Source organism: Mesorhizobium sp. LSHC412B00 (assembly GCF_000503035.1).
Classification (GTDB): domain Bacteria; phylum Pseudomonadota; class Alphaproteobacteria; order Rhizobiales; family Rhizobiaceae; genus Mesorhizobium.
In genome coordinates, this window is sequence record NZ_AYWB01000049.1 from 1 (window position 1) to 252 (window position 252).

The window sequence follows — 252 nt, forward strand, 5'->3', positions numbered from 1 at the left end:
TTGATGTATCGGTTGGCCTCCATCCAGTTTTCATTGGTCTCGACGGCCAACGCCCTGACCAGGCGCAGGCAGCTTTCGGTATTGGGGAAGATGCGCACGACATAGGTGCGCCGGCGGATTTCCTCGTTGAGCCGCTCCAGCATGTTGGTGGATTTGAGATGCTTGTGGTGCTGTCTCGGCAGCCTGAAGAAGGTCAGGGTTTGTTCGATGGCATCCTCGGCCCAGCCTGTCAGGCGCGGATAGCGTGCCGAC

Annotated in this window: 1 protein-coding gene; it reads right to left on the reverse strand. The window is 59.1% G+C overall.

Annotated features, from left to right (window positions below):
- On the reverse strand, positions 1–252 hold a 252-nt coding region (locus X757_RS135530; protein WP_023728183.1), incomplete at both ends, for an IS256 family transposase.